General features: G+C 71.3%; 22 protein-coding genes and 2 pseudogenes. 17 read left to right on the top strand and 7 right to left on the bottom strand.

Annotated elements, in window-relative coordinates; all coding sequences use genetic code 11:
• A pseudogene (locus ACIQV3_RS16910) lies at positions 1-87 on the top strand (lytic transglycosylase domain-containing protein); the annotation flags it as partial.
• A gap of 190 nt (positions 88-277) precedes the next feature.
• Here ACIQV3_RS16910 and ACIQV3_RS16905 read toward each other — a convergent pair.
• Entirely contained in the window at positions 278-1447 is a 1170-nt protein-coding gene (locus tag ACIQV3_RS16905; RefSeq protein WP_327306941.1) for a steroid 3-ketoacyl-CoA thiolase, read from the bottom strand.
• Between the two features lie 275 nt (positions 1448-1722).
• Here ACIQV3_RS16905 and ACIQV3_RS16900 point away from each other — a divergent pair, with 275 nt between their 5' ends.
• Both ACIQV3_RS16900 and ACIQV3_RS16895 read left to right on the top strand, forming a co-directional pair.
• The gene (locus ACIQV3_RS16900; protein WP_403713146.1) at positions 1723-2967 is read left to right on the top strand and encodes a cytochrome P450; all 1245 of its coding nucleotides are present in this window, start codon (positions 1723-1725) and stop codon (positions 2965-2967) included.
• Positions 2968-3160: 193 nt separating this feature from the next.
• On the top strand, positions 3161-3511 hold the full coding sequence (locus tag ACIQV3_RS16895; RefSeq protein ID WP_327306939.1) for a DUF6193 family natural product biosynthesis protein: 351 nt from the start codon (positions 3161-3163) through the stop codon (positions 3509-3511).
• A 386-nt stretch (positions 3512-3897) separates the two neighbouring features.
• Here the strand turns inward: ACIQV3_RS16895 and ACIQV3_RS16890 are convergent, their stop codons facing one another.
• Entirely contained in the window at positions 3898-5856 is a 1959-nt protein-coding gene (locus ACIQV3_RS16890) for a bifunctional glycosyltransferase 87/phosphatase PAP2 family protein (protein WP_403713145.1), read from the bottom strand.
• 221 nt (positions 5857-6077) lie between these two features.
• On the opposite strand from ACIQV3_RS16890, the gene ACIQV3_RS16885 reads away from it, so the two are divergent.
• Positions 6078-6440 (top strand): antibiotic biosynthesis monooxygenase family protein, encoded by a 363-nt coding sequence (locus tag ACIQV3_RS16885; RefSeq protein ID WP_403713144.1) that lies wholly within the window; start codon positions 6078-6080, stop codon positions 6438-6440.
• A 111-nt stretch (positions 6441-6551) separates the two neighbouring features.
• Here ACIQV3_RS16885 and ACIQV3_RS16880 read toward each other — a convergent pair whose 3' ends face one another.
• Positions 6552-6947: a nuclear transport factor 2 family protein gene (locus ACIQV3_RS16880; RefSeq protein WP_403713143.1), complete on the bottom strand. Its 396-nt coding sequence runs from the start codon at positions 6945-6947 to the stop codon at positions 6552-6554.
• 105 nt (positions 6948-7052) lie between these two features.
• Between ACIQV3_RS16880 and ACIQV3_RS16875 the strand changes: the two genes are divergently transcribed.
• Positions 7053-7628 (top strand): GNAT family N-acetyltransferase, encoded by a 576-nt coding sequence (locus tag ACIQV3_RS16875; protein ID WP_403713142.1) that lies wholly within the window; start codon positions 7053-7055, stop codon positions 7626-7628.
• Positions 7629-7700: 72 nt separating this feature from the next.
• Here ACIQV3_RS16875 and ACIQV3_RS16870 read toward each other — a convergent pair whose 3' ends face one another.
• On the bottom strand, positions 7701-9761 hold the full coding sequence (locus tag ACIQV3_RS16870; protein ID WP_403713170.1) for a DHA2 family efflux MFS transporter permease subunit: 2061 nt from the start codon (positions 9759-9761) through the stop codon (positions 7701-7703).
• 425 nt (positions 9762-10186) lie between these two features.
• On the opposite strand from ACIQV3_RS16870, the gene ACIQV3_RS16865 reads away from it, so the two are divergent.
• Together ACIQV3_RS16865 and ACIQV3_RS16860 are read left to right on the top strand one after the other, a co-directional pair.
• Positions 10187-10957: a peptidoglycan-binding protein gene (locus ACIQV3_RS16865; protein WP_403713141.1), complete on the top strand. Its 771-nt coding sequence runs from the start codon at positions 10187-10189 to the stop codon at positions 10955-10957.
• A 132-nt stretch (positions 10958-11089) separates the two neighbouring features.
• On the top strand, positions 11090-11773 hold the full coding sequence (locus ACIQV3_RS16860) for an HAD-IA family hydrolase (RefSeq protein WP_403713140.1): 684 nt from the start codon (positions 11090-11092) through the stop codon (positions 11771-11773).
• A 372-nt stretch (positions 11774-12145) separates the two neighbouring features.
• Here the strand turns inward: ACIQV3_RS16860 and ACIQV3_RS16855 are convergent, their stop codons facing one another.
• A complete protein-coding gene (locus ACIQV3_RS16855; RefSeq protein ID WP_403713139.1) occupies positions 12146-12598 on the bottom strand; it encodes a VOC family protein in 453 nt (150 codons plus the stop codon).
• A gap of 128 nt (positions 12599-12726) precedes the next feature.
• Between ACIQV3_RS16855 and ACIQV3_RS16850 the strand changes: the two genes are divergently transcribed.
• From ACIQV3_RS16850 to ACIQV3_RS16820, 7 genes and pseudogenes are all read left to right on the top strand, one after another.
• Positions 12727-12933 carry a hypothetical protein gene (locus ACIQV3_RS16850; protein ID WP_403713138.1) on the top strand — a complete coding sequence of 69 codons (207 nt, stop codon included), beginning with the start codon at positions 12727-12729 and terminating at the stop codon, positions 12931-12933.
• A 393-nt stretch (positions 12934-13326) separates the two neighbouring features.
• Positions 13327-13980: an HNH endonuclease family protein gene (locus ACIQV3_RS16845; protein ID WP_403713136.1), complete on the top strand. Its 654-nt coding sequence runs from the start codon at positions 13327-13329 to the stop codon at positions 13978-13980.
• Positions 13981-14123: 143 nt separating this feature from the next.
• The gene (locus ACIQV3_RS16840) at positions 14124-15776 is read left to right on the top strand and encodes an alkaline phosphatase D family protein (protein ID WP_403713135.1); all 1653 of its coding nucleotides are present in this window, start codon (positions 14124-14126) and stop codon (positions 15774-15776) included.
• Between the two features lie 160 nt (positions 15777-15936).
• Complete coding sequence (locus tag ACIQV3_RS16835) at positions 15937-16557, top strand: DedA family protein (protein ID WP_403713134.1); 621 nt, start codon at positions 15937-15939, stop codon at positions 16555-16557.
• A 414-nt stretch (positions 16558-16971) separates the two neighbouring features.
• Positions 16972-17508, top strand: a complete 537-nt coding sequence (locus ACIQV3_RS16830) for a hypothetical protein (RefSeq protein WP_403713133.1) — start codon at positions 16972-16974, stop codon at positions 17506-17508.
• Between the two features lie 145 nt (positions 17509-17653).
• Positions 17654-18013, top strand: a pseudogene (locus ACIQV3_RS16825) (universal stress protein); the annotation flags it as partial.
• The gene (locus ACIQV3_RS16820; protein WP_403713168.1) at positions 17980-18507 is read left to right on the top strand and encodes a universal stress protein; all 528 of its coding nucleotides are present in this window, start codon (positions 17980-17982) and stop codon (positions 18505-18507) included. The pseudogene ACIQV3_RS16825 and the gene ACIQV3_RS16820, both read left to right, overlap by 34 nt.
• Positions 18508-18522: 15 nt before the next feature.
• Here the strand turns inward: ACIQV3_RS16820 and ACIQV3_RS16815 are convergent, their stop codons facing one another.
• Both ACIQV3_RS16815 and ACIQV3_RS16810 read right to left on the bottom strand, forming a co-directional pair.
• A complete protein-coding gene (locus ACIQV3_RS16815) occupies positions 18523-18756 on the bottom strand; it encodes a DUF2277 domain-containing protein (protein ID WP_403713132.1) in 234 nt (77 codons plus the stop codon).
• 143 nt (positions 18757-18899) lie between these two features.
• On the bottom strand, positions 18900-19622 hold the full coding sequence (locus ACIQV3_RS16810) for a hypothetical protein (RefSeq protein WP_403713131.1): 723 nt from the start codon (positions 19620-19622) through the stop codon (positions 18900-18902).
• A gap of 948 nt (positions 19623-20570) precedes the next feature.
• On the opposite strand from ACIQV3_RS16810, the gene ACIQV3_RS16805 reads away from it, so the two are divergent.
• From ACIQV3_RS16805 to ACIQV3_RS16795, 3 genes are all read left to right on the top strand, one after another.
• Positions 20571-21035 carry a hypothetical protein gene (locus ACIQV3_RS16805; protein WP_403713130.1) on the top strand — a complete coding sequence of 155 codons (465 nt, stop codon included), beginning with the start codon at positions 20571-20573 and terminating at the stop codon, positions 21033-21035.
• Positions 21036-21378: 343 nt separating this feature from the next.
• Complete coding sequence (locus tag ACIQV3_RS16800; protein WP_403713129.1) at positions 21379-22398, top strand: ParA family protein; 1020 nt, start codon at positions 21379-21381, stop codon at positions 22396-22398.
• 454 nt (positions 22399-22852) lie between these two features.
• Positions 22853-23326, top strand: a complete 474-nt coding sequence (locus tag ACIQV3_RS16795) for an HD domain-containing protein (RefSeq protein ID WP_403713128.1) — start codon at positions 22853-22855, stop codon at positions 23324-23326.
• Positions 23327-23402 lie beyond the last annotated feature (76 nt).

Raw genomic sequence — 23402 nt, 5'->3', positions numbered from 1 at the left:
ATCAAGTGGGGCCTGGACTACATGAACTCCCGCTACGGCAGCCCCGCCGGCGCCTGGACCTTCTGGCAGAACCACCACTGGTACTAAACCACCAGTGGCAGCAGACGAAGCAGAAGCAGCCGCCCCAGACGCAGGCGCACCAGACGCACCAGACGCACCAGACGCATCAGAACGAGCGGCACATGCGAAGGCCCCGGCGGCCGACCTCCCCAGGTCCGGCCTCCGGGGCCTTCGCGATCCCATCCCACAGGGTCCAAAGGCGGCGCAGCAGTGCCCGCTACAGCCGCTGGATGATGGTGCCGGTCGCCAGTGCGCCGCCCGCGCACATGGTGATCAGCGCGAACTCCTTGTCCCGGCGCTCCAGCTCGTGCAGTGCGGTGGTGATCAGCCGGGCCCCCGTCGCACCGACGGGGTGACCGATGGCGATGCCGCCGCCGTTGACGTTGACCTTCTCCAGGTCCTGGTCGAAGACCTGGGCCCAGCTGAGGACGACGGAGGCGAAGGCCTCGTTGATCTCGACGAGGTCGATGTCCTTGAGGGACATGCCGGCCTTGCCCAGCACGGCCCGGGTGGCGTCGATCGGCCCGTCCAGGTGGAAGTGCGGGTCGGAGCCGACCAGCGTCTGGGCGACGATCCGGGCGCGCGGCCGCAGCTTGAGCGCGCGGGCCATCTTGCGCGAGGCCCACATCACGGCGGCGGCGCCGTCGGATATCTGCGAGGAGTTCCCCGCGGTGTGCACGGCGGTCGGCATGACCGGCTTCAGCCGGGCCAGGCCCTCCATGGAGGTGTCGCGCAGGCCCTCGTCGCGGTCGACCAGCCGCCACATGCCCTGACCGGCGGCCTGCTCGGCCTCGGTGGTGGGCACCTGCACCGCGAAGGTCTCCCGCTTGAACCGCTCCTCGGCCCACGCGGCGGCGGCCCGCTCCTGGGACAGGACGCCGAGGCGGTCCACGTCCTCGCGGGTCAGGCCCCGGCGGCGGGCGATGCGCTCGGCGGCCTCGAACTGGTTCGGGAGGTCGACGTTCCACTCGTCCGGGAACGGCTTGCCCGGGCCGTGCTTGGAGCCGGAGCCGAGCGGGACGCGGGTCATGGCCTCGACCCCGCAGGCGATGCCGATGTCCATGACACCGCTGGAGATCATGTTGGCGACCATGTGGTTGGCCTGCTGGGAGCTGCCGCACTGACAGTCCACGGTGGTCGCGGCGGTCTCGTACGGGAGGCCCATGGCCAGCCAGGCGTTGCGGGCCGGGTTCATCGACTGCTCGCCGGCGTGGGTGACGGTGCCGCCGACGATCTGCTCCACGCAGTCGGGCTGGATTCCGGTGCGGGCGAGGAGCTCGCGGTAGGTCTCGCCGAGAAGGTAGGCGGGGTGAAGATTGGCGAGCGCGCCCCCGCGCTTGCCGATCGGGGTGCGTACGGCTTCGACGATGACGGGTTCCGCGGCCATGAGCTCGTCCTCTCCTGCTCCTGCGTAGCGCACAGCGCGCATCGGCTAGCGCGCCTCAGCTGACGGGCGGGCCGTCCCGGCGCCCCACCCGAACTAGTACGCGTTCTAGTTCTCCCCGCAGTCTTATGACCAGAACACCCGGTACGCAAGGGTCTTGCACGCGGCTTACACGGATTCCACACGCAACAGTTGGCGCGGGGCCCCTTGTCACTTCTAGAACTCGTTACTACCTTCAAGCCAACTTCTGATGGGCCGTCAGACTTTGGAGTCGCCCGATGACCTGCCCCGCGCTGCCCGAAGGCTTCGACGCCACCGACCCGGACGTGCTCCAAGACCGGGTCCCCTACCCCGAGTTCGCGCAGTTGCGGCAGACCGCACCCGTCTGGTGGTGCCCGCAGCCGCGGGGCGTCACCGGCTTCGACGACGAGGGGTACTGGGCCGTCACCCGGCACGCGGACGTCAAGTACATCTCCACGCACCCGGAGCTGTTCTCCTCGACCACGAACACGGCGATCATCCGCTTCAACGAGCACATCCAGCGTGATGCGATAGATGCCCAGCGGCTGATCATGTTGAACATGGATCCGCCGGAACACACCCGCGTACGCCAGATCGTCCAGCGCGGCTTCACCCCGCGGGCCATCCGCGGGCTGGAGGACGCCCTGCGCGACCGGGCCCGCAAGATCGTCGCGGAGGCCCTGGAAGCCTCGGCCGACGGCAGCTTCGACTTCGTCACCCAAGTGGCGTGCGAGCTCCCGCTGCAGGCCATCGCCGAGCTGATCGGCGTACCGCAGGAGGACCGGTCCCGGATCTTCGACTGGTCGAACAAGATGATCGCGTACGACGACCCGGAGTACGCGATCACCGCCGAGGTCGGCGGCAACGCGGCGGCGGAGATCATCGGCTACTCGATGAACCTGGCCGCGGAACGCAAGGAATGTCCGGCCAAGGACATCGTCACGCAGCTCGTGGCCGCCGAAGGCCAGGGCAACCTGGGCTCCGACGAGTTCGGCTTCTTCGTCCTCCTGCTGGCGGTCGCGGGCAACGAGACCACCCGCAACGCCATCAGCCACGGCATGCACGCCTTCCTGACCCACCCCGAGCAGTGGGAGCTGTACAAGGCGACCCGGCCCTCGACGGCCGCCGAGGAGATCGTCCGCTGGGCCACCCCCGTCGTCTCCTTCCAGCGCACCGCCACCCAGGACACCGAACTGGGCGGGCAGAAGATCAAGGCGGGCGACCGCGTCGGCATGTTCTACTCCTCCGCCAACCACGACCCCGAGGTCTTCACCGACCCCGACCTCTTCGACATCACCCGCGACCCGAACCCGCACCTGGGCTTCGGCGGCGGCGGCCCGCACTTCTGCCTCGGCAAGTCGCTGGCCATCATGGAGATCGACCTGATGTTCAACGCCCTGGCCGACGCCCTGCCCGACCTGCGCCTCGTCGGCGAGGGGCCGCGCCGGCTGCGGGCGGCCTGGCTGAACGGCATCAAGGAACTCCGGGTCAGCCACGGCTGACGGTCGCCGCCCGACCCGTGATCCAGGACGGCAGGGGCCCCACCTCCCACGCCCGGCCCCTGCCGTCCGCCCCCGCCCCTGCCCCTGCCGCCCCTGCCGGCCGCCGCTTGTTACCCACCAGTCACCGGTCGTTATCATCCCGCCACCTCCGGGATCATTGCCCTGACGGCGGACCGGACCCCAGACTGCCCGGATGAACCTCGATGACCCCAGCGCGAGACGTTGGCAGCGGCTGCCCACGACGTGGCAGCGGATGGTCGATCTCGGCGATGGGTCCGAGCCCATGAGCCAGGGCGTACTGGCCCTCATCGAGGCCGCCCGCGAGGAGCCGGAACTACGCCGGCTCTACCCGTACACCAGCCACTTCACCCTGTGGTTCAGCGCCTCCGCGGGCCACCCCTTCGCCGTGACCGCCCCGGCCGTGGAACCCCTCCCCGACGGCCGCTTCCGCGTCCGCGGCCCCCGCCAAACCACCGTCCTCGGCGAAGCCGACACGGCCCGGGCGGCGATAGCCCTGGTGGTGGCGAACCTGCCGGCCGAATAGCCCGGCCACCCCGCTGGACCGACCCCAGCGCCAATCCCAGCCCCTCCGGCGTTGGAGGAGCGGGGGTCCGGGGGCCGGCCCCCGGCAACGGCACCGCACCCGGCAACGGGTCCGGGGCACAGCCCCGCAGCAGGTCCGGGGCACCGCACGCGGCAGCGGGTCCGGGGCGCAGCCCCGGGGAACGGGCGAAGGGCGGGTAGGGGACAGCCCCGCAGGGCGGCCCGCACCCCCGGGCCCGCACCCCCCGTCCCCCACCCCACGCCCCCCCAGGGGCGGAAGCCACCCCGCGGGCGGATCCTGACAGCACGCGGCGATCCATCGCGAAGGGGTGCCGGGGCGGGCTGCTACACCGCCCCGGCACCCCTCCGTCGTCGCCGCCCAGGCGGCTAGGCCCGAGTCCGCTCCGCGGACCCCGCGGACCCCGCGGACCCCGCCCCAACCCGCTCGGGCCGCCGCGGCCGCGGCACGGAAACCCCCGCCGGCACGGCATCCCCCCGAGGCCCGGACAGCACGTAGACGAGCCCGAACCCGGCGCCCACGACGACCGCGCCGCCGACCGCGTCGAGCACCCAGTGATTGGCGGTCGCCACGATCGCGCACACCGTGATCGTCGGATGCAGCGCCCCGAGCAGCTTCTGCCACCGCTTCGGCGCGATCATCACGATCACGATCCCGCACCAGAGCGACCACCCGAAGTGCAGCGAGGGCATCGCCGCGTACTGGTTGGAGATCGCGGTCATGGCCCCGTAGCTCGGGTTCGCCAGATCCTGCACCCCGTGCACGGTATCCACGAAACCCAGCCCGGGCATCAGCCGCGGTGGCGCCAGCGGATACAGCCAGAACCCTATGAGCGCCAGCACGGTGGCCAGGCCCAGCGAGGCCCGCGCCCAGCGGTAGTCCTTGGGGCGGCGCCAGTACAGGACGGCGAGTATCGCCAGCGGCACCACGAAGTGGAAGGAGGTGTAGTAGAAGTTGAAGAACGCCTCCAGCCAGGGCGTGTTCACCACCGCGTGGTTCACCGCGTACTCGATGTCGATGCCGAGCGCCTTCTCGATCCCGTGGATCTGGCTGCCGTTGCCCTCCGCGAGGGTGCGACTGGTGGGGGCGGCGGCCCGGATGTGCGAGTAGAGCGAGTATCCGACCCGTATCAGGAGCAGTTCCAGCAACAGGTTCGGACGCGACAGCACCCGCCGCCAGAACGGCAGCAGCGGCACCCGCGCCCACCGCGCGGGCGCGGGCCGGCCGTAGGCGGTCGGCACCGGCTCGCGCCAGTACGGGGAGGAGCGCGGCAGGAACGGCACCGCGCAGGCCGCCGCGAGGGCCGCGAGCAGCAGCACGTTGTCCCGTACGGGGGCCAGCGCGACCAGGTTGGGCAGCAGTACGTCGCTCGGCAGGGTCATGGCGAGGACCACGGCCACCGGCCACACCGGCCGGTCGGCGGCCCGCTTGCCGACCTTGCCCGCGACCGCGAGCAGCACCCACACCAGCTGGTGGCGCCAGCCGGTCGGGGACACGGCGACGGCCACGCAGCCGGTGATCGCGACGGCGAGCAGCAGCTGGCCGTCGCGCGCGTAGCGGGCGGCGCGGCGCAGGCCGATCCAGAGGATCGGGGCCGCGAGAGCCGCGTAGAGGAGGATCTCACCGGGGCCGGAGAGGCCCAGGCGCAGCAGGGCACCGTGCACGGACTGGTTGGCGAGGCCGTCGGGTGCGCCACCGAGGCCGGTGCCGGCCAGGTGCTGGACCCAGTACGTCCACGAGTCGCTGGGCAGGGCCGCCCAGGACAGGGCGGTGGCGCCGGCGAAGGTCAGGGCCGCCGAGCGCGCGGTGGTCCTGCGTCCGGACATCCACAGCAGCGGCGCGAAGACCAGCAGTGCGGGCTGGAGAGCCGCGGCCAGGCCGATCAGGAACCCGGAGGGGCGCTCGCTCGGGACCCGGAACACGGCGAGGAGCACCAGCAGCACCGGCAGCACGGCGGTCTGCCCGGGCAGCGCGGCCTCGCGGACCGGCAGCGAGACCATCATCAGCGCGACCAGCACGGGCGCGGCGAGCAGCGCCGTGCGCCGGGGCACGGGATCGGGCAGGGCGCGCGCGGCGACCAGCCCGACGGCGGCGACGAGCAACAGGGTCACGCAGGTCCAGGCCACCTCCAGCGAGGGCGCGGCGAGGCCCAGGAGCGGCTTGAGGACCAGCCCCGCGAAGGGGGTCCCGGTGAACTGGCCGTTCGTGTAGAGCGAGCCCGGCAGGCTGCCCGGGAGGTGGAAGCCGCTGAGCCACTCGCCCGGTGGCACGCGCAGCACGACCGAGGCCTGCCTGACGGCGAGCAGCAGGGCCAGCGCCCACAGCATGAGGCGCGCCGCCCCGAGTCTTCCGCCGCTACCGCCTATGACCCCGGCATGTCCGTTCGCACCACTGTGCTCCGCCGCGTTAGCCACGCCTCGCCGGCCTCCCGCCCTGTTGACTGCAACCCTGACTTCGCCTGGCTGCCGCGTTTCGTACTGCGTTTCATCCCGCGTGCTTCATTTACCGGGACGACGATATCCCCCGCGCGATACCTAGGATGGCGGGCATGAGCATCGTGAAGATCAACGCCCTCACCGTCCCGGACGAACAGCGAGAGGTTCTGGAGCAGCGGTTCGCCTCCCGCGCCGGCTCCGTGGAGAACTCGGACGGCTTCGAATGGTTCGAGCTGCTGCGGCCCGTCGAGGGCACCGACCAGTATCTCGTGTACACGCGGTGGCGTTCCGAGGAGGACTTCCAGGCGTGGATGGAGGGGCCCATGAAGGCGGCCCACCAGGGTGGCGGCGCGGGTGGCGCGGGTGGCGGCGCGGGCAGTGCTGGTGGCGGCGCGGAGCGGCCGAAGCCCGCTGCCACGGGCTCTACGGTGTGGTCGTTCGAGGTCGTGCAGCAGGCGGCGCCGAAGCAGGGCTGACGCGGGCGGAGGGGCCCGGAGCCAAGGCTCCGGGCCCCTCCTCCGTTCTCTCCGGCCCAGCCCAGCCCAACTCAGCCCAACTCAGCTCAGCCCAACTCAGCTGAGCTGAGCTCAGCTCCAGAAGGCGTCCATCTCGTCGATGTCCTCGATGCAGACGTCGAGGTCGCTGATCTTCCCTCCGACGATCGTGAAGAAGACGCCCTCGTGGATCTCCATCCCGCGGTCGCCGCGATCGGCGCGCGTCGTGTGGAAACTCATGACGTGGCCACGGCCGTCAGCGAGCAGTCTGTCCAAGTGGAGCCGCATCGTGCCGTGCGTCTCCTCGCCCATCCGTCGGTAGAGGTCGAGGACGGCTTCCCGCCCCTTGTGGTGCCCGGAGATCGGACTGCTGCCGGGGACGTGCTGGATGACGTCGGCCGTCATCATCGTGCTCAGCTTCTCCATGTCGCCCTGGCCGAATGCCTCGTAGCCGCGGCGGATCAGGGCACAGTCAGGATGCTCCGACATGACGGTCACGCCCTTCGTGCGTACGGTTTGACCCTTTTCCTATCATCGGCCCGGCCCTGTGGATATTCCAGCGCGGGCGGGCGGGGGCCGCTCCACAATGGCGTCATGACCAGCAGAGAGACGCTCCCCACGACCGCACCCACGACCACGGCGTCGCACACCCGCACACCCGCGGTGTCGCCCGTCACCCCGCCCCGGGGCGGGACCTGGCAGGTCACCGCCGAGCCGTTCACCACCCCGGACGCCACGCTGCTGCGCCGCGCGTACTACGCGGAGGTCGCCGGCCGGTACTGGCGGCGGTCCGTCACCGAGGCCGAGATCGACCAGGGCCTCCTGGACTTCCCGGACGACGATCTCGCGGCGCCGACGGGCCGGTTCGTGGTCGGCAGACTCGACGGCCGCCCCCTCGCCTGCGGCGGGATACGCCTCCTGGACCCCGTCACCGCCGAGCTCACCCGGGTGTACGTGGACCCGCGCGCCCGCGGTACGGGTGGCGGGGCCGCTCTGCTCCGGGTCCTGGAGGACGCGGGCCGCGCGCTGGGAGCCGAGCGGGTCCGGCTGGACACCCGCTCCGACCTGGTGGAGGCCCGCGCGTTGTACGCGCGCCACGGGTACGCGGAGATACCCGCGTACAGCACCGGCCCCTATGCCGAGCACTGGTTCGAGAAGCGCCTGGCCTGACCGTTCACCGGGCGCGGCGGTTCACCGGGCTCGGCGGTTCACCGGGCTCGACGGTTCACCCGGCTCGGCGGTTCACCGGGCGGAGTGGTCCCGGCGGGGCAAGGTCTCGTAGGGCTCCTCGTCGACGGAACCGCAGAGCTCCGAGTTGATCTCGGCGACCAGCTCGGACAGGTCGGTCGGCCGGTCCGCCGTCCACCAGTCGCCGAGCAGCTCGGCGAGCGACTCCTCCCGCGCGGCGGACAGCTTCAGCGCGCTCTCGCGCCCCTTGTCCGTCAGGACCAGTGGCAGCCCGTCACGGACGGCGAGCCCCCGCCCCTCGATCTGGCGGCCCGCGTCCGTGATGGCCCGCAGCGGCACCATGGTCCTCTCGGCGAGCACGGCCGGGTCCGCGCTGCCGTACTTGTTGATCCGCAGCAGCAGCCAGCTGGCGGCGGGCAACAGGTCGTAGCCTGCCTTCTCGGTGATCTTCTCGTAGACGTGCTTGCGGCCCTGGAGGGTCCCGAGCGTCGTCAGGGCGCGGGCGACCTCCTCCCGTGAGGAGCGGTGGACGGGGTTGGAGGCGAGGGTCTCGGTGACATCGGGAGCCGTCACCGAGGCGCGCAGCTTGTCCTCCTTGAGGAACCAGGCCACGACGAAGGCGATCAGCACCACGGGCGCCGCGTACAGGAAGACGTCGGTGATGGAGGTGGCGTAGGCGTCGAGCACGCGCGGTCGCAGCGCGGCGGGGAGGGCGCCGATGGCGCGCGGGTCGGCCTCGAGCTTGCTCGTGTCCAGCCCCGGCGGCAGCGGAATCCCCTTGAGCGCACCGGCCAGCTTGTCGTCGAGCCGGTTGGTGAAGATCGTGCCGAAGATGGCGACGCCGAAGGAGGCGCCGATGGAGCGGAAGAAGGTGGCGCCGGAGGTGGCGACGCCGAGGTCGGCGTAACTGACGGAGTTCTGCACGACGAGGACGAGCACCTGCATGACCAGTCCGAGGCCGGCGCCGAAGACGAAGAAGTAGACGCTCATCTCCCAGGTGGAGCTGGTGCGCTCCAACTGGTGCAGGAGCAGCAGCCCTACCGCGGTCAGGGCCGTGCCCGCGATCGGGAAGACCTTCCAGCGCCCGGTACGGCTGACGATCTGGCCGGACACGGTGGAGGTGATCAGCAGTCCGAGCACCATCGGCAGCATGTGGACGCCCGACATGGTCGGGGAGACACCCTGGACCACCTGGAGGAAGGTCGGCAGGTAGACCATCGCTCCGAACATCGCGAAGCCGACGATGAAGCTGATCAGCGAGCAGAGGGTGAAGGTCCGGATCCCGAACAGCTTGAGCGGGAGCACGGGCTCCACGGCCCGCCGCTCGACGATGACGAAGGCGATCAGCAGGACGATGCCGAGTGCCGCGAGCCCGAGGATCTCCGGGGAGCTCCAGCCCCAGGTGCCCCCGAGCGAGGCCACGAGCACCAGGCAGGTCGCGACGGAGGCGATGAGGAAGGTGCCGAGGTAGTCGATCGTGTGCTTCTCGGAACGCACCGGGATCTTCAGGGCCGCGGCGATGACGACGAGGGCGACGAGACCGATGGGGAGATTGATGTAGAAGACCCAGCGCCACGACAGGTGGTCCACGAACAGTCCGCCGAGCAGCGGACCCAGCACGCTGGTGGCTCCGAAGACCGCACCGAAGAGCCCCTGGTACTTGCCGCGTTCGCGCGGCGGGACGATGTCCCCGACGATCGCCATCGACAGCACCATCAGCCCGCCGCCGCCCAGTCCCTGGAGCGCGCGGAAGCCGATGAGCTGCGGCATGTTCTGCGCCAGGCCGCACAGGGCGGACCCGATCAGGAAGAGCACGATGGCGGACTGGAAGAGCTTCTTGCGCCCGTACTGGTCCCCGAGCTTGCCCCACAGCGGAGTGGCGGCCGTCGAGGCGAGCATGTAGGCCGTGACCACCCACGACAGGTGCGACATCCCGCCGAGATCGCTGACGATCGTCGGCAGGGCCGTCGACACGATCGTCTGGTCGAGCGAGGAGATGAGCAGTCCCAGCAGCAGCGCGCCGATGGAAACGAGCACCTCACGCGAGGCATGTTCGGCGCTGGGGCCGGATGTCCGCTTCCGCGGGTCGGGCTCCGTGGTCACGTCCTGCACCATCGGCTCCTCCTCGGGCCTGATCGACTCCTCCATCCTGAGCGGTGTGTCCCGTTATGGCCTCTCGGGCGGGTTGGGCGGGTTACCGGGGGTCTGCATAATCGCAGGCAGCGGCCAGGGGAGGGATTCGAGTGAGCACTGAGCACTGTCCGGATTGCGGCACGGCGGAAGGAGCCTGCGACTGCGCACCAGGCTTCCAACCCCTGCGCGTCCGCCCCTACGTCACCCTCCCCACCCCGCCACCCCTACCCCGCCCGGCCACCCCGCCACCCCCGGGCCCGGAAGGCACCCCAGCGCCCCAACCGGGCCCGGAAGGCACCCCGGCGAACCCGGGTGCGCCCACCTCCACGTCCCGCACCGCGCCGCTCCCGACGGGGGCCGGGACTCCGCCGTACGGAACACCCGTGGCGTCCCCGCCCGAAGAAACGATGCAGCTGCGCCCCGTCCCGGCGTACGGGCCCTACGCGGCGCCCGGGACCCACGGCCCGTACGGGTCACCCGCGGCCCACGCGGAGGACCCGGCCGGCCCGGCTCACGGCGCATACGGGACGGGCGGCGCGGGCAGCACACACGGCATGGACCGCACGGGCGGCCCTTACCCGTCCGGCCCGCACCCGTCCGGCCCCGCGCGGCGCCGCATACCCGCGCTCCCCGCCGCCGCGGCCGCCGTCGTGCTGATCGGCGCGGCCGTCATCGCGCTGCGGGCCGTCTCGGGCTCCGCCTCACCGGAGGCCACCCTCGTCGACGCGAAGCCCTCCGCACCCCTGACCAGCCTCGCCCAGGTCGCCCCGTCACCGCCCGCCGAGAGCACCGGCCCCTCTCCGTCGCCGTCGCCCTCCCCGTCACCCTCCCCCAGCCCCTCCCGGTCGGCGTCCGCCTCCCCGTCCCCCTCGGCCTCCCCCACCCCGAGCCGTACGGCGACCCCCTCGGTCGCCCCGTCGCCCACCCCGAGCCGATCATCCGCGCCGACCTCGCGGCCCCCGACGCACGCGCCGACCCTCCGGTACGGGGATTCGGGCCCCGAGGTGAGGAAGCTCCAGCGCCTGCTCGCGGCGCAGGGCATCTACCACGGGAGGTACGACGGCCGGTACGGCACCAGTACGGAATCGGCCGTATCGACCTTCCAGGCGTACAACGGCATCGACGAGGACCCGTGGGGCGTCTACGGTCCGGCGACCCGTCGCGCATTGGAGGGATAGAACACACCGCATCTGGTGGCGAGCACCCCTCCGCGTTTTGTATTGTTCAGGAACAAAGTGGTTCCGTCCTCACTCCCTGACCGGTGGACGGAACCACTTGTTCTCTTTCCCGTCCCGTCTGGAGCCTCTCCGATGCCGGCCAGCACCACCGCCACCACCCCCACCGTCCTGACCGCCAAGGCACTGCTCCTGGACATGGACGGCACCATCGTCAACTCGGACGCGGTGGTCGAGCGCTGCTGGTACGACTGGGCCGTCGCCCACGGCCTGGATCCGGAGGAAGCCCTCAAGGTGGTCCACGGCCGCCAGGGCTACGCCACGATGGCGATCCTCCTCCCGGACCGCCCGATGGAGGAGAACCTCGCCGAGAACGCGGTGATGCTCGCCCGCGAGACCGCCGACACCGAGGGCGTCGTCCCGATCGGCGGCGCTCCCGCCTTCATGGCCGCCCTCAGCACCCTGCCGCACGCCCTGGTCACCTCCGCCGACGCGGCCCTGGCCACGGCCCGGATGACGGCCGCCGCCCTGCCGATGCCCGAGATCCGGGTCACCGCCGAGTCCGTACAGGCCAGCAAGCCCGACCCCGAGGGCTTCCTGATGGGCGCCGCCGCCCTCGGCGTGGACCCGGCCGACTGCATCGTCTTCGAAGACTCGGCCGCCGGCATCGCCGCGGGCCAGGCCGCGGGCATGCGGGTCGTCGGCGTCGGCCCCCGCGCCGCAGCCCACGGCCCGACCGCCCACGTCCTGGACCTGACCGCCGTCGCCGTCACCGCCTCCCCCGACGGCTCGATCACCCTCACCCTCCAGACGGCCTGACCCGGACGGCCCGACAGGCGGCCTGACCCGGACGGCCCGACAGGCGGCCTGACCCGGACGGCCCGACAGGCGACATGGCCTGGCCGGGCGGCGGGACGTTCTCGATCGCCCGCATCCCGTTCCGCACGCACGGACCGGCTCTCCGCGACCGGACCGGCTCTCTGCGACCGCACGGCCCTCCCGACGGACGGCCGGGTCAGCGAGGCCGCAGGGGCCTCGGGCCATCGCGCCCCGCGCATGCTCCTCGCCCCCGGCCCGGCTCCCGAGCGGATGGCCGCAGCCCCCGGCACCGGGCAGGGCACGGCTCTCCGCGGCCGACCCGGGTGACCTGCCCAGGCAGCCCAGGCAGCCCAGGCCCGGCCCGTGGCCGGTTCAGGCCACGCAGAACTCGTTCCCCTCGGGGTCCTGCAGCACCACCGCATAGTGCGTCTCCAACTCGTCCAGCACGCGCAGCACCGTCGCCCCCGCGCCGGTGAGCCGGGCCACCGTGTCGTCGACCCTCCGCGTCCGGAGCTCCATCGGAACACCGCGCCCACCGCTGACCTTCAGGTCCAAGTGCACCCGGTTCTTGCCGGCCTTGGGCTCCGGAACCTGCTGGAACCACACACGGGGCCCCCACCCGGACGGATCCACGATCGACTCCGGCACTTCCCCCACCCCTTCGGGCAGCTCCTCCGCGGGCACCCCCATGCCCTCCCAGTACGCGCGCCAGGTCGCGTGCCCGTCCGGCGCCGGCTCCGGTACGTAGCCCAGCGCTTCGGTCCAGAACGTCACCATCACCCGCGGATCGGCGCAGTCGATGGTCAGTTGCAGCGTGGTCTCCATGGCCTCACCCTCGCAGGCGGGTCCGACAACGCGAGGTACGGTCGACCGTGGCGCATCGAATCACCGGAATGCACAGGTGGAACACGGCGCACGGGGCCACGGACCCACAGAACCTCGGGGGAAATGCCATGACCGAACTGATCGCCCTCTTCGCCCTGATGGGGATCACCGGGTTGTACGCCGTCGCCAAAGTGATGCGCAGGGAAAGGCGCCGCCGCACGAAATCGGCGGACGGACTGCTGATCGAGCTGGAACGCACCGAGCAGCTGCGCAAGGACCGGACCACTTACGGCTCCAACGCCGTCCACAACAGCCCCTTCACCGCCGGACTCTGATTCCGGATCACGGCGCCGCTCCCGGAACGACCGGGCGCGGCGCCGTCGCCATGCCCGCCGCCGGCGCCCCAACCGAAAGCGCCGGCGCAGCGGCAGCGGCAGCGGCAGCGGCAGCGGCAGCGGCAGCGGCAGCGCCTCGAGAACGTTCACCAGCGGGCCGGGACACTGACCCCATTCCGCCCAACCCGGCCCAAACCCCCAACTCCCCCATCCCGAGAGCCGTCACCCACCTCGCCATGACATGCTCATGCCTTCAAACTGTCACCTCACGCCCACCCCCGCGAAACCCGGCGCGGCCAGCATGGCCACGCCCCACAGCTCACCCACCCCGCCACCCCACCACCCACCCACCCCGCTCGCCGGACCCGCCCCTCCCCCTCCCAGGAGCCCTACATGTCCTCCACGCCCTCCGTCTACGCGCGTCGACTCGGCGCGCTCGCCTCCATACTCGCGGCCGCCTCGCTGACCACCCTCCTCGCCGCCCCCACCGCCGCCGCCTCCCCTCCCACCCCCATCAGCGCCGCGGCCGCCCGCTCCTACCTCGCCACGGTCACCCCGAAGACCGAAGGCTCCACCACCGGTTACAGCCGCGACCTCTTCCCCCACTGGAGCACCGTCTCCGGCACCTGCAACACCCGCGAGACCGTCCTCAAGCGCGACGGTTCGGGCGTGGTCCAGGACTCCGCCTGCGCGGCCGTCAGCGGCAGTTGGTACTCCGAGTACGACGGCGCCACCTGGACGGCCGCCTCCGACATCGACATCGACCACATGGTCCCGCTCGCCGAAGCCTGGCGTTCCGGCGCCAACTCCTGGACCACCGCCAAGCGCCAGCAGTTCGCCAACGACCTCACCCGCCCCCAGCTCATCGCGGTGACCGACAACGTGAACCAGGCGAAGGGCGACCTCGACCCCGGCAAGTGGCTGCCGCCGCGCACCGCCTACCGCTGCACGTACGCGCGCATGTGGGTCCAGGTCAAGCAGTACTGGGCCCTGAGCATGGACTCGACCGAGAAGACGGCCCTGGTCAACATCCTCAACGCCTGCTGACACCCCCCGCGCCCACACCCCCGGGTCACCCACACGCCCCCACCCCTGGCCAAAGATCTTTCCCCCGCCAGGGGGAGGTGGACCACCCCCTTCCCGTCGTACGGTGATCGAACGGCAATGCCGGACGAAGGAGGGGGAGTTGCATGGGGACATTGCGCCTGGGACCGCTGCTGCGCCACGTCGACTGGGACACGGGCGGCTCCGCCACAGTGTGGATCGAGGCGGACCGCCCGTGCACCGCCGAGGTGCGCTGCGCCGACGGCTCCGGCGGGAGCGTCCACACCTTCCAGATAGCCGGCCACCACTACGCCCTGATCACCGTCACCGGCCTCACCCCGGACTCCACCACGGGCTACGAGGTCCTCCTCGACGGTCTCCGGGTCTGGCCGCTGCCCGACAGCCCGTTCCCCGCGAGCACCATCACCACCCCGCCCGCGCGACGGCCCGGCTCCACGACCGCTCCCGACCTGCGCCTGACCTTCGGCTCCTGCCGCCAGGCCGCCCCGCCGGCCGACCGGCGCGGACCGCACGGCCCCGACGCCCTCGACACCCTCGCCGCCGATCTGGCCGCCGACCCGGAGGCGGTGCGGCCCGACGTCCTGCTCCTCCTCGGCGACCAGGTGTACGCGGACCACCTCTCCCGCTCCACCCGCCGGTGGCTGGCGGCCCGGCGGGACCTCCGCGAGGCCCCCGGCGCCCAGGTCGCGGACTTCGAGGAGTACACCCGGCTCTACTACGAGTCCTGGCTCGATCCGGAGATCCGCTGGCTGCTCTCCACCGTCCCGAGCCTGCACATGTTCGACGACCACGACGTCATCGACGACTGGAACACCAGCGCCGCGTGGCTGGCGGAGATGCGTGCCACCCCGTGGTGGCAGGAGCGGGTGGTCAGCGGCCTCATGTCGTACTGGGTGTACCAGCACCTCGGGAACCTCTCCCCCGCCGAACTGGCGGCCGATCCCGTCTTCGAGGCGGTCCAGGCGACCCCCGACGGCACCGACGCGCTACGGGCCTTCGCCACCTCGGCGGACGCCGACCCGGCCACGGCGCGCTGGAGCTACCGGCGCGACTTCGGCCGGTCCCGGCTGCTGATGGTGGACACCCGGGCCGCCCGGGTGCTCGCCGAGGACGGGCGGGCCATGCTCGACCCGACGGAGCAGCAGTGGCTCCGGGAGAACGCCCTGACCGGACACGGGGGTTACGACCACCTCCTCATCGGCTCGTCACTGCCCTGGCTGATGCCCCCGCTCGTGCACGACGCGGAGGTGTGGAATGCCGCGCTGTGCCGCGGGGAGCGGGGCCCGAGATGGGCCCGGATCGGCGAGAACCTGCGCCGCCGGAGCGACCTCGAGCACTGGGCGGCGTTCCCGGCTTCCTTCGCGATGCTCAGCGACCTGATCGAGGAGGTGGGCACGGGCCCCCGGGCGCCGGCGACGGTGTGCGTGCTCTCGGGAGACGTGCACCACGCGTACGTGGCGGAACCCCGAATACCGAGCACGGCGCAGGTCTTCCAGCTGACCTGCTCCCCGGTCCACAACTCCATCCACACGGCCGTGAAATGGGGCTTCCGGCTGGGCTGGTCGCGGCTGGGCCGGTGGCTGGGCCGGGGCTTCTCCCGGCACGGCCGGACGGGCAGGCCTCCGCTGAGCTGGCGGCGTACGGGCGGCCCGTTCTTCGGCAACCAGCTCATGACGCTCGCGCTGTCGGGGCGCTCCGCACGGCTGCGCCTGGACCAGGCCCGCAAGGGCCCCCGCCTCGTGACGGTGCTGGACCGCGACCTCACGCCTCCCCACTGACGCGTGGCGGGGCGGCCCCGTCGCACCGGAGCACCGCCCCGGGCGTCCGGTCCGCGGACACCCGGCGTACGCTGTTCCGCTGTCAGCCGCCCCTGCCGCTCCCCCGCGACGTCGCGGCGCCTCACGCCGAGGCACGTCAACCGGACTGGGGAGTCCCGTTTTGCTTGAGACTCTGGGCTCGCTGACTTCGAGTCCGTGGATCTACGCCCTCGTGGCGCTGTCCATCCTGCTCGACGTGTTCCTGCCGGTGCTGCCGAGCGGGGTACTGGTGGTCACCGCCGCTGCCGCCGCGGCGGCAGCGGCCGCGGGGCCCGTGCCCGTGCAGTCCCAGGTGCCGGACATCCTGGCCCTCTTGGCAACGGCCGTCACCGCCTCGGTACTGGGCGACATGGCCGCGTACCGCCTGGCCCGGCGGGGTGGGGCCCGGCTCGACCGGGCCATCGCCCGTTCCCGCCGGCTCACCCGGGCGCACGAGCGCCTCGCCGTCGCCCTCGCGCGCGGCGGCGGCGCCCTGGTGGTGGTCGCCCGCTTCGCCCCGGCCGGCCGCTCGGTGGTCTCCCTCGGCGCGGGCAAGACCCACCGCAAGGTCCGGGAGTTCCTGCCCTGGTCGCTCCTGGCCGCCATCGCGTGGGCCGGCTACAGCATCGCCCTCGGCTACTTCGGCACCCAATGGCTGGGCACCACCTGGCTCGGCAGCGCGATCTCCCTGATCGCCCTCTTCGCAGCCGGCTCCCTGGCAGCCTTCGTAATCCGCCGCCCCACCCCCGCCCCCACCGCCTGACCCCACCCCCGCCACACCCACACTGGCACCCCCGCCCAACCCCACCCCCACGGCTCCCCAAGCCCACCCAGCCACCCAGCCCCACCTTGAGGCCCCTCCGGCTACCCACGCCCCCGCGAGACCACGCTCACCCCGTCCCGACGCAGGCTCCCGTCCCGACGCAGGCTTCGCCCCGAGACAGGCTCCGTCCCGACACAGGCTCCGTCCTCACGCAGGCTCCGTCCCGACACAGGCTCCGGTCAGCCCGTACCTCCGGGCCGGCGCGCCCACCCTCGCCCCTCCCCCAAGCGGAGCAGTCGCTCACCCGTTCACCCGGCAGCGATCGCCGCGGCCGCGCCGGGCTCCTAGCGTCCAGAGAACGGCGCGCAGCAGAATCCGCGCCGCGCCGTTCCCGGAGCCCGAGGAGTCCTCTCCATGCCCGCCACCACCCCCCACAGCCCGCACAGTCCCCGCAGCCCCCGCCGGTACCGTCCCCTCCCCCGCCTGCTGGCCGTCGCCGCCGCGACCGTCGCCTTCGCCGCGGCCGCGCCGCCGACCCTCGCCCAGGCCCAGCCCTCCGGCAGCGTCTCCCCCACCAACGTCGCCCCCGGGGGCCGGGTCAGCCTCAACGTCACCGGCTGCGGCACCCGCACCGGCAAGGCCACCTCCCGCGCCTTCGGCGACGTATGGCTGACCCCCGGCAACGCCGAGGCCACCAACCTCTTCGGCTCCGCCACCGTCTCCCGGAACGTCAGCGCCGGCTCGCATCCCGTCACCTTCGAGTGCGGCGGCCCCGGCGGCGAGCGCGTCACGGTGGCGCTGAACATCACCCCGGGCGCCGCCCGTGGTGGACTCGGCGGCAGCGTCGGCTCCATGAGCCCGGGCCAGATCGCCATCGGCGGCGCCCTCGTGGCCGGCGCGCTGGGCGCCGGTGCCTGGATCCTGCGCCGCCGTACGGGCCACGCCTCCTGAGCCGACCCGACGCCCCCCGCCCGCTCCGAGCCGCCGGCACGGGAGTGGCCGATGGTCCCGCCCCGTTCGAGACTTTCCCCACTCCCGCCGGGAGCTCCCTCCCGCAAGGCTGAGTCCACGCACCGCTGCCCCCGAGGAGCCCGCCATGGACCAGAGCCCGCGCCCCGTGATCGCCGCCGTCGACGGTTCCGCGAACGGCAACCGGGCCCTGGAATGGGCCGTCTCCCAGGCCCTGATGGCCGGAGCCCCGCTGCGGATCGTGCACGCCCGCCTCTCCATGAACACCATCGGCGCAGCCCTGTCCGGCGGCTTCGCCGAGCCGGGCCTCGACGACGATCCCGTACTGGTCCGGGTCCGCGAGGCCCTCGACGGCCGCGCCGGACTCCCTCCGATCGAGTACGCCTCGTACCCCGGCGCACCCGACCGGGTACTGCCCCGGCTGGGCGAGGACGCCCAGGTGATGGTCCTCGGATCGCGCGGCCGCGGCGGCTTCGCCGGCCTGCTCCTCGGCTCGAACGGCATCGCCTGCGCCGGCCAGGCCGCCTGCCCCGTGGTGGTGGTCCCGCGCGCCGAGCCGCCGCTGCACGACCCGTACGGGCAGGTCGTACTCGGCCTCAACAGCGCGGGGCCCGGCTCCAGGTCGTCGTCGCGCACGCCTGGCCCGGCCGGACCTTCACCGCGGCCGGCGCCATCGGCTCGGCCGCCGCGCACGAGGAGACCGGAAACGCCCACGAGGTCGCGGCCCTGGCAGCCGTACACCTGCGTCCGTACGCCGAGCGGTTCCCGGAGGTGGAGATCGAGCAGCCGTCGGCGCCCGGCGATGCGGCCGGCCATCTGGTCGCCGCTTCCCAGGCCGCGGACCTGATGGTCATCGGCCGCCACCGCAAGCGCCCGCTCGCCCCGCGCCTGGGCTCCGTCACCCACGCGGTACTGCTCCACACCGGCTGCCCGGTCGCGGTGGTACCCCTGGAGGAGAGCGCCGTCCCGGCAGCCGCCTGACCGCCGGCCCGGCCCTCACCCAGCGGACACGGCCGCCCCCGCACCCCTCACCCGCAGCCCCTCCAGCAGGTCCCGCGTAGCCTCCGCGACCGCGTCGACGGCGGCGTCGAAGACCTCCTGGTTGTGCGCGGCGGGCGCCCTGAAGCCGGACACCTTCCGCACGTACTGCAAGGCGGCGGCCCGAATCTCCTCCTCGGTCGCCTTCTCCGGAATGGCGGGCGGACGCAACGTCTTAATCGATCGGCACATACCCCCACTATCCCGCTCCGGGACGCGAAGGCCCCCGCCCAAGATCGGTCGGAGGCCTCGTCACTGGCGGGCACGCACGACCACGAACCTCCGACATCCACGGTGCCTCGCCGTGAACGCCCTCCCGAGGGGGCTCGCACAGGTCAGGGGGCCAGCGCGGCGGCCACGCGGGACAGTCGATCGGCCGGCCACGCGAAGGGGTTGGCGGGGTTGCGGAAGGAGTACGCGCCGTCGTTGACGGCGCAACCGCGGCCGTCCGTCGTCCAGCGTGCGGGGCCCGGCGCCCCCTGACCGTCCAGGAGGATGACTCCGAGGGCCTCGGGGTCCTCCACGCCCGAACGAGCGCGCAGCGCGGCCGTCAGCCGGTCCACGGCATCGTCGGGCAGTTCGTCGTCACCCAGCGCGGGAAGCAGGAGGAGCAGCCGGGCATGCGGGTCGGTGGTGCTCCCGCCGGGCAGCGCGTTGTCCGCGGCGGCCACCAGCTCGGGCCAGGACAGGCCCGGCCCCATGAAGTGCCCGTCGTCCTGGGCGAGGTGCTCGGCCGCCTCCCAGTCGGGGTGGTGGAGGAGGTAGTCGGTGCCGGCCTCGTCCGCGAAGGTGCGATAGACGACGTGGAGACGGTGATCCCCGGCAAGGGGGATGGTGAACGCCGGCCACTTGGCCTGCTCCCACAACCGCCGTTGGAACTCGCCCGCCGCGTCGTAGTCAGCGCCGAAGAGCAGTTCCTCGGCTTCCTCGGAATGGACACACGAGTAGAGGTGTCCAAGCCAGAACAAGGGCTCCTCCAGGAACCCCACCCCATGCGTGAGGGGGCCGCCGTCGTACCCCGGTATCCGGTCAGGATGCAGGTCTGCACTGTTCGTCACGCAGGCCATCATGCCGCCCATCGCCAAGCCCTCGGAGCCGGGCGCAGCACCACCCACCACCACGACAGGGCTCCGCTGCTCCGCTCCGCTCCCGCGGGCACCACCGCCCGCGTTGAGGCCCGATCCGGATGCAAAAGACCCCCCGCCATGATCGGCGGGGGGTCTTTCCACTGGTGGGCGCGGACGGTTTCGAACCGCCGACATCTGCTTTGTAAGCTCGCCCAGCACCCGCCCCTGACCGGTCAAGCCCAGGACCCACTAGTCCTGCTCGCCCGCTTGGGATCGCCGTCGACCACCCGTGTTGATGTCAGGCATGGATGTCAGGAGCCGGTCACCACCAGGACCACTTCTTCCTCCGGAGCTCCTGCATCTTCGCCGCGGCTTCCTTCTTCTTGCGCTGCACCCGCGCCTTAGCTGTCCAAGCCCCCTGATGCTTGAAGCACTGGCCAGAGCCCACATCTGCCGGCCTCTTGCACCGCCCTCCAGTCTCCGTAGGAGCCCCACACTTCGGCTGAGTCACTCCCCTCCCCCTCTCCTGCGCAGCCATACAGACCCCGGCATCGTCCTGCCCTCCACACGGGCCGGGAAGGCGCGAACAGGAGCGCAGTGGAGCACACGGCTCCCCAGGCCCCGTGCGTCTCAGGTGTGTAAGCAGGTCAAGAGCCTAGAAGCGGTCTGCCACGTCCGGCCGGTCCACAAATAGTCCGCGCGGTCAGCCGGGCTCGCTCTGCCTGTAGCGGCTGGCCGAGAGGTTAGAAGAACTCGTGTGCTTCAGGTCCACTGTGGCCCTGGCCAGGGCCGTAGCCGTCTATGAGCGCTTCCGGAAACGCCGTGTCCACACCTAGTCACCGGAGCACAGCATTCCGCAGACACCGCACGCTGCGCGTCAGCAGGAAGACTCGCGAGAGCTCTGCCGCCAGACTCGGCAGAGCCGTAGTCTCCCGACCCATGGAATGGACATCGCTAGTCGCCACGGTGCTGGGTGCGGTCATCGGAGTGGGCAGCACGCTCGCCACAGACCGACTGCGTTGGCGACGCGACACGGGCGAGCTCGACAGGGAGACCCTACGCACGGTGTCAGCCCAGTTCCTGGAGGCGCTCACCGAGGCGCGCGACGCCATAAGTGATGCCAGCCGCTCCGAGCACCTACCAGCGGATGAACGGAGCCAGCTCGCCCGCGCGAGCATCCTGGCCCACGGCGTGCACTCGAAGCAGTACCAACTGGAGCTACTGGCGACGCCCGAGGTCGCCCAGTTGGCTGGCGATGCCGCCTACCAGCTGCTCCTCTACCGGGACACGGTGGTCGCTGGCCATACTCGCGACGATCCTGAGTGTGCGCAGGTACGACGCGCCTTCCGGGAGGTCCGCCAGAAGCTCATGGCTGCTATTCGGTCCTCACTGGCCCGGACCTGAGAGCTGCTCAGGCGCACAGTTCACGCTGCGCGCGCTCGGAAGCACAAGTTTGGAAGATCGCGTACGCACCTACCGCCTGACCTGGCAAGTCGCCGAACTGCGTCTTTCTGGAATCTTCACTGCGGTTCCCCGTTGCCCCCCGCCCGTCGCTGCCGGATCGGGCATGTAGAGGGCACGGCGCTAGGGGGGATGTTGAGGTTGGCCTGGGCTGTGGGGCGAAGTCGCTAAAGCTCCGACCCCATCCAGCCGACGGACGATCGAGACGTGGGAACGTACGCCCCCGACGAGACAGTGTCCAAAAATGACGCTAGAATGTCCTCAATAGACGTTCGAAGGAGTCGCCGTGACCGTGTATGCCTTCTGGAACAACAAGGGGGGCACGGGCAAGACCAGCCTGTGTTTCCAGTCCATCTGCTTCTACGCGCACCAGCACCCCGAAGAGCGCATCCTCGCAATCGACGTCTGCCCGCAGGCCAATCTCTCCGAGCTCTTCCTTGGGGGGCTCGCCAACGACGGCAGCGCCAAACTGCTGGCTAGGCAGGGCGAGATCCCGCGGGCCACGATCGGCGGATACTTCCAGCAGAGGCTGCCGTCCCCTTACTCTCCGCCCAACCTGTCCCCCACGGATTTCATCACGCGACCCAGCCACTACAACCCGGCAGTTCCCGGAAACATTGACCTGGTCTGTGGCGACCCGCTCCTGGAGCTCCAGGCGAACGCGATTTCTACGCTGGCGAACAACCAGATCCCTGGGACCAACGCCTGGCTGGCGGTTGTCGACTGGATTCGAGACCTTCTGGATCCCATCAAAGACCAGTACGACGCCATCTTCGTCGACTGCAACCCGAGCTTCTCGATCTACACTCAGATCGCTTTGTCGGCAGTGGACCGTCTGATTCTGCCGGTGATGGCAGATGACTCTTCGCGGCGAGCAATCCAGAACGCCTTCTCGCTCGTCTACGGACTGAAACTGCCGTCCGACATCTATGCCACCTACGCCTTCGCGACGCGATTGAAGGCGGCTGAGCGCACGCTCCCCCAGGTGCATGCGATCGCGAAGAACCGTCTCACGCAGTACATGGGGCCGGCGTCGGCTTATGCGGCGGTGCTTCGTTCCATCGACGAGGACGTGGCCAAACTGCTCTACAGCAACCCGGAGATCTTCACCTTCGATGACCCGAATGACGGCGTGGTCGACATCCGAGACTTCCAGACGACCGGCGTGGTTGCCTTCGCTCGTGGCTGCCCGCTGTACGCGCTCCAGGCTGGACGGTTGGATGTAATGGGACATCGTGTTTCCGTGCACGAGGAATACAGGCAGAACTGTGTTGAGGCGATGAACGATCTAACCTCGATGCTTTAGTTTCAGGGTGGGCCGCCACGGCGGGTGTATGTCGATGGAGTGGCTTGGTCGATAGCCTGGCCGGCTTGCGGCCCGCCACGTGGAGCTGAATGGCTGGCCCAGCCACAATCTGCCCCGCTGTCATCCCGAACCACAACGGAGCCGCGGCCGCACGACTGGCCCCCGCATCCCAGAGTCAGAGCGCCCCCGCCGGAGGCAGCAGTCCTGACGGACAGCTCACCGATCAGGCGGGGCTCATCCAGCCCATCAAGTCCTTAGCCATTGGCGCGCGGCCGGCGTCCCGGGCTGGAGCGGGGCGCAGACAGGAGCGCAGGCCCGGGGCGACGGGCGCGCGACGCCGCCTTGGCGGCGGAAGCGCCCTTGATGAAGTAGGGAAACTTTGACCCCGCTCCACCCGGTGCTCGTCGTCGGTCTGGGCTGCCAGTCGTCGGTGTGCTGGGCTACGGTGCCAGCTGTGCCTTCATCGATGTTGGAGAGCCCCGAAGGGGCCCCCGGGCTGGCCGAATCGTTCTTGCCGCCGCTCGGCAACCGCTGGCTTCACACCCAGACCGTGGCGGAGCGTGCGAGAAAAGCAACGCCGGCCGTTCCGGAGCAGGAGAGGGATCTCCTCGTCGCTGCCGCATGGCTGCACGATATCGGCTACGCACCAGAGCTCCGCGACACCGGTTTCCGTCAGCTCGATGGGGCTCGGCACCTGGAAACGCTCGGAGCCACCTCCCGGCTTGTGCGACTTGTCGCTCATCACTCGGGGGCTGCCTATGAGGCAGAGCAGCGGGGGCTGTCCGCGCACCTTGCCGTCTACGAGCGGGAAGATTCAGCCCTGTTGGACGCGCTGATCTACTCCGACATGACCACGGGCCCGGCCGGGCAGCGCCTCGCCTTCGATGAACACATTGACGAGATCCCTCGTCCGGTACGAGCCGGGTAGCGAAGTCCATATGGCGATCAGCACAGCGCGTCCTTACCTCGCCGGTGCCGTCCATCGCGCCCTTGACCGCCTGAGC

Source organism: Streptomyces sp. NPDC099050, from assembly GCF_044759865.1.
In the GTDB taxonomy this organism is placed as follows: domain Bacteria; phylum Actinomycetota; class Actinomycetes; order Streptomycetales; family Streptomycetaceae; genus Streptomyces.
This window is presented reverse-complemented; position numbering and strand designations above follow the sequence as displayed.

Coding starts and splice junctions, on each gene's coding strand:
- ACIQV3_RS16865 (WP_403713141.1), top strand. CDS start 10,187: ATGCAGCTGCGCCCCGTCCCGGCGTACGGGCCCTACGCGGCGCCCGGG.
- ACIQV3_RS16900 (WP_403713146.1), top strand. CDS start 1,723: ATGACCTGCCCCGCGCTGCCCGAAGGCTTCGACGCCACCGACCCGGAC.
- ACIQV3_RS16905 (WP_327306941.1), bottom strand. CDS start 1,447: ATGGCCGCGGAACCCGTCATCGTCGAAGCCGTACGCACCCCGATCGGC.
- ACIQV3_RS16845 (WP_403713136.1), top strand. CDS start 13,327: ATGTCCTCCACGCCCTCCGTCTACGCGCGTCGACTCGGCGCGCTCGCC.
- ACIQV3_RS16880 (WP_403713143.1), bottom strand. CDS start 6,947: ATGTCGGAGCATCCTGACTGTGCCCTGATCCGCCGCGGCTACGAGGCA.
- ACIQV3_RS16830 (WP_403713133.1), top strand. CDS start 16,972: ATGCCCGCCACCACCCCCCACAGCCCGCACAGTCCCCGCAGCCCCCGC.
- ACIQV3_RS16870 (WP_403713170.1), bottom strand. CDS start 9,761: ATGGTGCAGGACGTGACCACGGAGCCCGACCCGCGGAAGCGGACATCC.
- ACIQV3_RS16860 (WP_403713140.1), top strand. CDS start 11,090: ATGCCGGCCAGCACCACCGCCACCACCCCCACCGTCCTGACCGCCAAG.
- ACIQV3_RS16815 (WP_403713132.1), bottom strand. CDS start 18,756: ATGTGCCGATCGATTAAGACGTTGCGTCCGCCCGCCATTCCGGAGAAG.
- ACIQV3_RS16840 (WP_403713135.1), top strand. CDS start 14,124: ATGGGGACATTGCGCCTGGGACCGCTGCTGCGCCACGTCGACTGGGAC.
- ACIQV3_RS16850 (WP_403713138.1), top strand. CDS start 12,727: ATGACCGAACTGATCGCCCTCTTCGCCCTGATGGGGATCACCGGGTTG.
- ACIQV3_RS16875 (WP_403713142.1), top strand. CDS start 7,053: ATGACCAGCAGAGAGACGCTCCCCACGACCGCACCCACGACCACGGCG.
- ACIQV3_RS16885 (WP_403713144.1), top strand. CDS start 6,078: ATGAGCATCGTGAAGATCAACGCCCTCACCGTCCCGGACGAACAGCGA.
- ACIQV3_RS16890 (WP_403713145.1), bottom strand. CDS start 5,856: ATGCTGTGGGCGCTGGCCCTGCTGCTCGCCGTCAGGCAGGCCTCGGTC.
- ACIQV3_RS16855 (WP_403713139.1), bottom strand. CDS start 12,598: ATGGAGACCACGCTGCAACTGACCATCGACTGCGCCGATCCGCGGGTG.
- ACIQV3_RS16895 (WP_327306939.1), top strand. CDS start 3,161: ATGAACCTCGATGACCCCAGCGCGAGACGTTGGCAGCGGCTGCCCACG.
- ACIQV3_RS16805 (WP_403713130.1), top strand. CDS start 20,571: ATGGAATGGACATCGCTAGTCGCCACGGTGCTGGGTGCGGTCATCGGA.